The following is a 6242-nucleotide window of genomic DNA, read 5'->3' as shown; positions in this document are numbered from 1 at the left end:
CAGCGACACCGGGAAGACAGAAACCAGAACCCTGCCAGGAGAAGACTTTCTGTGGCTGGTGTTGAAACATGTACTTCCCAGACGATTTCGACGGTCACGGGATTACGGTTTTTTACACRGAAACGCAAAAAGGAAACTGTCACTGGTTCAGCTGGTTCTGAATGTGATGGTCAAGGCCATCGAGCCCGTTATTCGCCCGCAATTCAAATGCAAACAGTGCGGTGAAGTAATGAACCACAYTGCGTTTAGATTTCTGAAGCCCACCTGAAGAATTGATTCATAAAATAAGTATCGCCATTCACCAACATGGAGAAATAGTTAGTTCAGCCAGTCAGACAGGGAAATCAGACGCCAGACTACGTAATGCAGTGGTCGGGTAACGCTCATTCTGAATAAAGAGAGTTCAATATAAACGCTCTGATTTGATCGCCACCAAAAAAGAAAACTTCTATAGACCACCCTCACCAGAAATCAATCCGGGCTTGTGCAACAACCGGATAAGATTGCGGCTAAGCGCAATCTATCCTTATTCGTTATATTGAGCCACACTTATGAGTACACGGGGGAATCGTTATCATAAACACTACGAACATCCTCATCCCTTTTAGCTACATTCGCCGTTTCCTTACCAGTTGTCAGATCAATATCACAGGAGGTCTCTGAGTCGCCCGCTTCTTCAATCGCCAATACCTCTTCCAGCCCCCCCAGCTCTTCGAGCTCTTCCAAACCAGCCTCGCCTTCACTATTTGATGGATTAAATATGACACTAAATAGTAAGAAGAGTATTAAGTAGTAATAAGGTACAGGAATTGCGAGAGCGCCGATCAAGATAAGGGGTCTCAACTGAGGCGCATCTGGCAGGATCGAGTAAAAACCATCAATATCACACCTTTCAACAACGGCCAGTTCATCAGCGTACTCACTGGTTTGTGCGACCAGAGATTGATAACAGTAGGCAAACAGCACTGCAATCACAAAACTGGGCACTTTGGTTTTCCAGCGATCCAGCATCAGTGCCTTGACTTCTTTCATCAACTCTTTATTTTGGTAAGCAAGATGCAGGTTATCTGCCGTTCTCAATACATTCATTATCACCTGAACCAGCCTGGAACCAAGAATGCTTGCTGAAATAGCAGCACAACAACCAACGCCATTCATTAATCCTATAGTCAGTGACGACACTTCCGTCTTATATCTATCACAGCCTGTGAGGGTTGAATTCTCCGGAAGGTCTAGATCCGCAATACTAACCAGCCCTCTTGATGAGAAGTACTTTGCTGAAGCGATGAAAATCAATGCAGGAAGAGCCACACTCAATACTGCCTGCCCTCCACTTTTCAAACGCTGAAACCACGCAGAACGCCCTGCAAAACGCTCAATATTCTCAACAGTCAGGTCAACATTAGAGCCTTCCTCCTTGAGCTTCAATAATGTCTGTATATCTTTTTGTGCCCGTCGGTCTTTCAATATCTCTCGTATAATTACACGCTGTTTCCCACACTCTTTTTTATCAAGCGTCTTAAAAGCATCACTATTCGATAGACCTTTAACAATTTGATACTGCTTAAGCAATTTTTCACTACCCTCATGACTGTAGCCAAAACACGCTCCTTTCATCCCATCCATGAAAGAACGCCACGCCTGCCAGAGTTGCAGATTAAATGTCACCGTTTCAGCAGAACCGTTGCAAAACGCAGCAATCCCCCCAAGCGTCGACTGTCCTGTAAGGTTTTTTACGCCTAAATACGCAAGCGCTGCATCTGGCAGAGCCGAAAGCAGCGGTAAGACTGCCACGGCTATGTGCTTAAAAATACACTGCGCTTTTTCTGTCGGCGTTTTCTTTTGAAAGCCAGGAGGGCGCGCTTCAATTTCCTGAAACGTGCCTTGAGCCCCTCCGGTATGCAGCAAAACCGTACCAATGATAGCTCCCCACAGTGCTAATTTATCCAAAGCATCTGGCGTTCTACCACTCAGCCCATATAAATTAACCGCACCACTCACTCCAGCACAAAAACTGATAATGGTTTTAGCCATCACAGCCCTGTCTACACTGGCCCCTTGGGGTTCCATACTCTTTAAATGTCTATCCAGCCTGATGACCATCAATTTCAGCTGCCTTTGCAGGTTAGCATCCTGGAAATTGACAGCATGCCCTGATGACATTGGCACCAAATAGTTCTCAACGTCTGCAGAAACCGGCGCTCTGCTACTAACAGCTGTCTCTTTTATATCCAGAGGAAAAGACTTTACGCCAATGCCAATATGGCGAAACGACTCACCCGATCTACACACAGGTTTCCCCGAATGTTCGGCAGCAGCTTTATCACCTCTGTCAAACCTCTCTTGATAACTATCAAATCTGCGATAAGTCGCACCGTTTGTCCCGTCCATAAAGCAACATCACCTAACTAAGAAATGCATATAGGCATACAAAATCCAGATAAGTTCATATATTTAACCGGTCAGATATCGAGAATTTGGAAAAATCCAGCATGATCGTTTTACAGCCATGACGTAACGCCCTAAAATCCGTTGCTTACCGCTGCAAAAGCGGCCTGACTAACGAGAGTGGTTCCCCATGGTTGTACTACACACGAATTTTGGTGACATTAAGCTGGAACTGGACGCAGAAAAGGCTCCTAAAACCGTTGCCAACTTCCTTGAATACGTAAACAGCGGTCACTTCAACGAGACCATTTTTCACCGGGTAATCGATGGCTTCATGATTCAGGGCGGCGGATTCGAAGCCGGCATGAAGCAGAAATCCACCAAAATGGCGATTGAGAACGAAGCCGATAACGGTCTGAAGAACGAAGCCGGCACCGTCGCCATGGCCAGAACCATGGACCCACACTCTGCGTCTTCCCAGTTCTTTATTAACGTTAAAGACAACAGCTTTCTGAACCACACCTCTAAAAGCCCAGACGGCTGGGGTTACTGCGTATTCGGTAAAGTGGTTGAAGGCATGGACGTGGTCGAAAAGATCAAGAAAGTAAAAACCACCATGAAAGCTGGTCACCAGGATGTGCCGGTAGAAGACGTGGTGATTGAATCTGCAGAAGTGCTGGAAACTGCGGACGCCTGAATGAAGGCACTGTTTATTTCCGACCTCCATCTCACTCCAGATTGCCCGGCGGTTGCCCGGGCTTTCTATACGTACCTTGAAGAAAGAGCCATGGAGGCAGACGCCCTCTATATTTTGGGTGATTTCTTTGAGTACTGGGTGGGCGATGATGCCATGGACGAGTTTCAGCACGATATTGCCCGCCGGTTAAAAGTCTATACAGACAGCGGCCGGGCGGTTTATCTGATGGCTGGAAACCGGGATTTCAGTATTGGCAAAAGCTTTTTAAAAGCCACCGGCGCCCAATGGCTGAAAGACCCTTCTCTAATCTCCGTTAATGACCACAGAATTCTGTTAATGCATGGTGATCTGCTGTGCACTGAAGACCGGCAATATCAGCGCTATCGACGTATTATTCAAAACCCGTTGGTACTGGCTTTGCTGAGAATGACATCCCTGAACTGGCGCAAATCTCTGGGTCAGAAGATTCGTCATAAAAGCAAACTGGCAAAAAAAGGCAAAGTGCTGAGCATTATGGATGTATCCGAGCCTGCCGTGAGAAAAGTGATGGAGAAGTATCAGGTCAATACTTTGATCCATGGCCACACCCATCGGCCCGACATTCATCAGCACTCACTGAACAGTGGAACCGGGACACGTTATGTTCTCGGGGACTGGACGGACAAAGGCTGGGAAATCGAACTTAGCGAGCATGGGCTGTCATTGAATGCGTTTCCGATCAACCTTTGAATAAACATCATCAAAGCGCTTGATGACTGACTCAGGCAAGTAACTCTTCAAGTGCTCATTCATCCGTTCACTTGAGCCATTGGAGGCCATCAGGTCGATCCCCCAAAGCAGCCCCAGCATCAGAAAATCAGCGCTTTTTTCACTACCCCCTCCCTTGATTGATCGGTGATAGAAGTCAATATTCAATTCAAGCTCAACAAGGGTTGAACTCATACTCTTTTTCTTTTCAACCAGCTTGCCAAAACAGGTCTGAAAAGCATCACTTTGATAAAAAAATGCCCGCCGATTATTGCTGTTTGGATTACTTACCCAGTGCCAATTTGAAGCAAGAAACAGAGGCAGGCTTGACCTGTCAAAATAGCGGTTAACCTCTTTGCCTCGGGCATGCAGATATAACAGGATGTACAGATAATAAACGACAGTTTGCACTACATCACTGGAAAAGCATCCATCAAGAGCAAAGCCATGATCTCGCTTCTTATCTTTATTTCTAGCACTTTGAGCCAGTTCATCAGATTCAAAGCTATCTGCCACTTCTTTCTGCAAGCTTTCAACAGAAGGCAGTAACACATCATCGCCAAAGGCACTTTCAAATACCCGCTGCAATGTCTTTTCGCAGTGATGATCAAACTTTTGGATAGAATAACCACTGATTCTTGTCAGCCGCTTCATCAAACTAGAAACCGAAGAAAAATTAGTAATTACATATTGCTCTATCGGTTTTTGCAGATGATCATTCTTGTCCGGATCAAACAACTTTTTCTGAGGCGCTTTCTGGTGATCATCATCATTTATTGCAGTCTCTTTAGTAAAACCCGACGACAGGCGTCTTTCCGGTATCCCTTCCGGCATAATCACACTCCTTTATTAACGCAAATTGAAGAGGCATATCCTCATCAATCAGCGGGGACACCACTGTGAAAACGAAACGTGGCATCCTGTGATTCAATAGCATCTTGCTCTTTTGCTGCAAATACCTGAACTCGATCAGCAATTGACTCTCCACAAATAGACTCGGCAAGAGCAAGATAATCCTGAAAATGGCGGCTCTCGGATTTCAATAACGAACGATAAAATTTCGCCAGTTCTTCATCAAGGTAAGGCGCCAGAGCGGAGAAACGTTCGCAGGAACGAGCTTCGATAAAAGCGCCCATAATCAGCGTATCGATCAGTTTTGCCGGCTCAAAAGTTCGTATCTGCTGACTCATCTCACCAGCATAACGCCCTGCTCCGAGGTAGGTATAAGAAATATCCCTTTTCGCCATTATCGCCAGCACCTGTTCATAGTGCCGGAGCTCCTCACGGGCAAGACGGGACATTCTGTTCAGAAGATCCAGCTGGTTTACCCGTTGAGCCTGATCAAGTTCTTCTTCTCTTTTGGCAGACCAGGATTGCCCTGAACGATAACGGCTCATTATTGCCATGGCGCTCCGAGCCGCTTTTAATTCATTATTGGCGTGATCAATCAGAATCACCGGTAGATTTTCCGGCTTTCGGGCCTCTTCAATCCAGGCATCCGGAGTACAGCAGGGAAGGAATTCTAGAATAGGCGATATATCGGTCATAACTGGCTCGCTGTCTGGAGCCAGTATGTTATCACAGCAAACTTAAGGAGTAGCAACGGTTAGGGCGTATTATCCTGCGCGTTCTTTTTCTTATACATCATCAGATCAAGCATGCCCATAAAGAAAGCCGAAGCGACGAACGTCAGATGCATAAGCACCCCCCACATAAGCTTGTCATTGGGTATATTGCCCGCATTCATAAACACTTTGAGCAGGTGAATGGAGGAAATGGCAACAATAGAAGCAGCCACTTTGGACTTCAGAGAGCCTGCGTCCATTTTGCCTAACCAACTTAGTTTGTCTACGCCCTCACCTACATCAATCTTACTCACAGTATTTTCATAACCTGCGTACATAACCATCACAATCAGGCCACCCACCAGTGCTACATCAATGAGCGTCAGTACTTTCAGAGTGACCTCACTTTCATTCATGGTCGTCACGTTCAGCAGCAGGTAACCAACGCTCTGGAAAAACTCAATCAGAAGCGCCACCAACACCAAACTCAGCCCCAGATAAATAGGAGCAAGAAGCCAGCGGGCAGAATACAGAATTTTTTCGAAGAATTTTTCCATAACAAACAATCCGGAAATAACACAGGGTAATTATAAATTTTTGTCACATATTACCGCATTTCTACGAATGAAGATCAGAGGCATAGTATTTTCCAATCCCAAAATGAGCCTGAAAAGAGTATAAACCCATGATTTCAGGCCTTTCGCTTAAAGATGCCTTGAAACAGTGATTCTCTGGCAGACTGCAGTTGCTGGGCAGCCTCGTTATCACTCATTGATTCAGCCTTTGACTCCAATGCATGCGGCGGAGTTCCTTTCTTCAAATATTGCGTCCAGTCAGGCAAAGAT

At 45.8% G+C, this 6242-nt stretch carries 7 protein-coding genes; 3 read left to right on the top strand and 4 right to left on the bottom strand.

The annotated features are described in order from the left end of the window. Positions 1 to 268, top strand: a 268-nt coding sequence (locus AKL11_RS24855; RefSeq protein WP_172807359.1) for a transposase, incomplete at its 5' end; no start/stop codon positions are given. Between the two features lie 281 nt (positions 269 to 549). On the opposite strand, the gene AKL11_RS21975 is transcribed toward AKL11_RS24855, so the two are convergent. Further along, on the bottom strand, positions 550 to 2292 hold the full coding sequence (locus AKL11_RS21975; RefSeq protein WP_172807358.1) for a hypothetical protein: 1743 nt from the start codon (positions 2290 to 2292) through the stop codon (positions 550 to 552). 286 nt (positions 2293 to 2578) lie between these two features. Between AKL11_RS21975 and AKL11_RS21970 the strand changes: the two genes are divergently transcribed. Together AKL11_RS21970 and AKL11_RS21965 are read left to right on the top strand one after the other, a co-directional pair. Beyond that, positions 2579 to 3085 carry a peptidylprolyl isomerase gene (locus tag AKL11_RS21970; protein ID WP_067522018.1) on the top strand — a complete coding sequence of 169 codons (507 nt, stop codon included), beginning with the start codon at positions 2579 to 2581 and terminating at the stop codon, positions 3083 to 3085. Then, positions 3086 to 3814: a UDP-2,3-diacylglucosamine diphosphatase gene (locus AKL11_RS21965; RefSeq protein WP_067522016.1), complete on the top strand. Its 729-nt coding sequence runs from the start codon at positions 3086 to 3088 to the stop codon at positions 3812 to 3814. Here AKL11_RS21965 and AKL11_RS21960 read toward each other — a convergent pair. Genes AKL11_RS21960 through AKL11_RS21950 form a run of 3 tightly spaced genes read right to left on the bottom strand, consistent with a single transcriptional unit; the run spans position 3785 to position 5954 of the window. Further along, positions 3785 to 4666, bottom strand: coding sequence for a hypothetical protein (locus tag AKL11_RS21960; protein ID WP_067522014.1), 882 nt, complete (start codon positions 4664 to 4666; stop codon positions 3785 to 3787). The two genes, AKL11_RS21965 and AKL11_RS21960, sit on opposite strands and share 30 nt — an antisense overlap. Before the next feature lie 44 nt (positions 4667 to 4710). Continuing rightward, positions 4711 to 5379: a MiaE family protein gene (locus tag AKL11_RS21955; protein ID WP_067522012.1), complete on the bottom strand. Its 669-nt coding sequence runs from the start codon at positions 5377 to 5379 to the stop codon at positions 4711 to 4713. 59 nt (positions 5380 to 5438) lie between these two features. Beyond that, the gene (locus AKL11_RS21950; RefSeq protein ID WP_067522009.1) at positions 5439 to 5954 is read right to left on the bottom strand and encodes a TIGR00645 family protein; all 516 of its coding nucleotides are present in this window, start codon (positions 5952 to 5954) and stop codon (positions 5439 to 5441) included. Positions 5955 to 6242: the final 288 nt, after the last annotated feature.

The organism is Endozoicomonas ascidiicola, assembly GCF_001646945.1.
In the GTDB taxonomy this organism is placed as follows: domain Bacteria; phylum Pseudomonadota; class Gammaproteobacteria; order Pseudomonadales; family Endozoicomonadaceae; genus Endozoicomonas; species Endozoicomonas ascidiicola.
Note: the sequence above shows the minus strand (reverse complement) of the source record. Positions and strands in the feature narration are given on the sequence as shown.

Coding starts and splice junctions, on each gene's coding strand:
- AKL11_RS21950 (WP_067522009.1), bottom strand. CDS start 5,954: ATGGAAAAATTCTTCGAAAAAATTCTGTATTCTGCCCGCTGGCTTCTT.
- AKL11_RS21960 (WP_067522014.1), bottom strand. CDS start 4,666: ATGCCGGAAGGGATACCGGAAAGACGCCTGTCGTCGGGTTTTACTAAA.
- AKL11_RS21955 (WP_067522012.1), bottom strand. CDS start 5,379: ATGACCGATATATCGCCTATTCTAGAATTCCTTCCCTGCTGTACTCCG.
- AKL11_RS21965 (WP_067522016.1), top strand. CDS start 3,086: ATGAAGGCACTGTTTATTTCCGACCTCCATCTCACTCCAGATTGCCCG.
- AKL11_RS21970 (WP_067522018.1), top strand. CDS start 2,579: ATGGTTGTACTACACACGAATTTTGGTGACATTAAGCTGGAACTGGAC.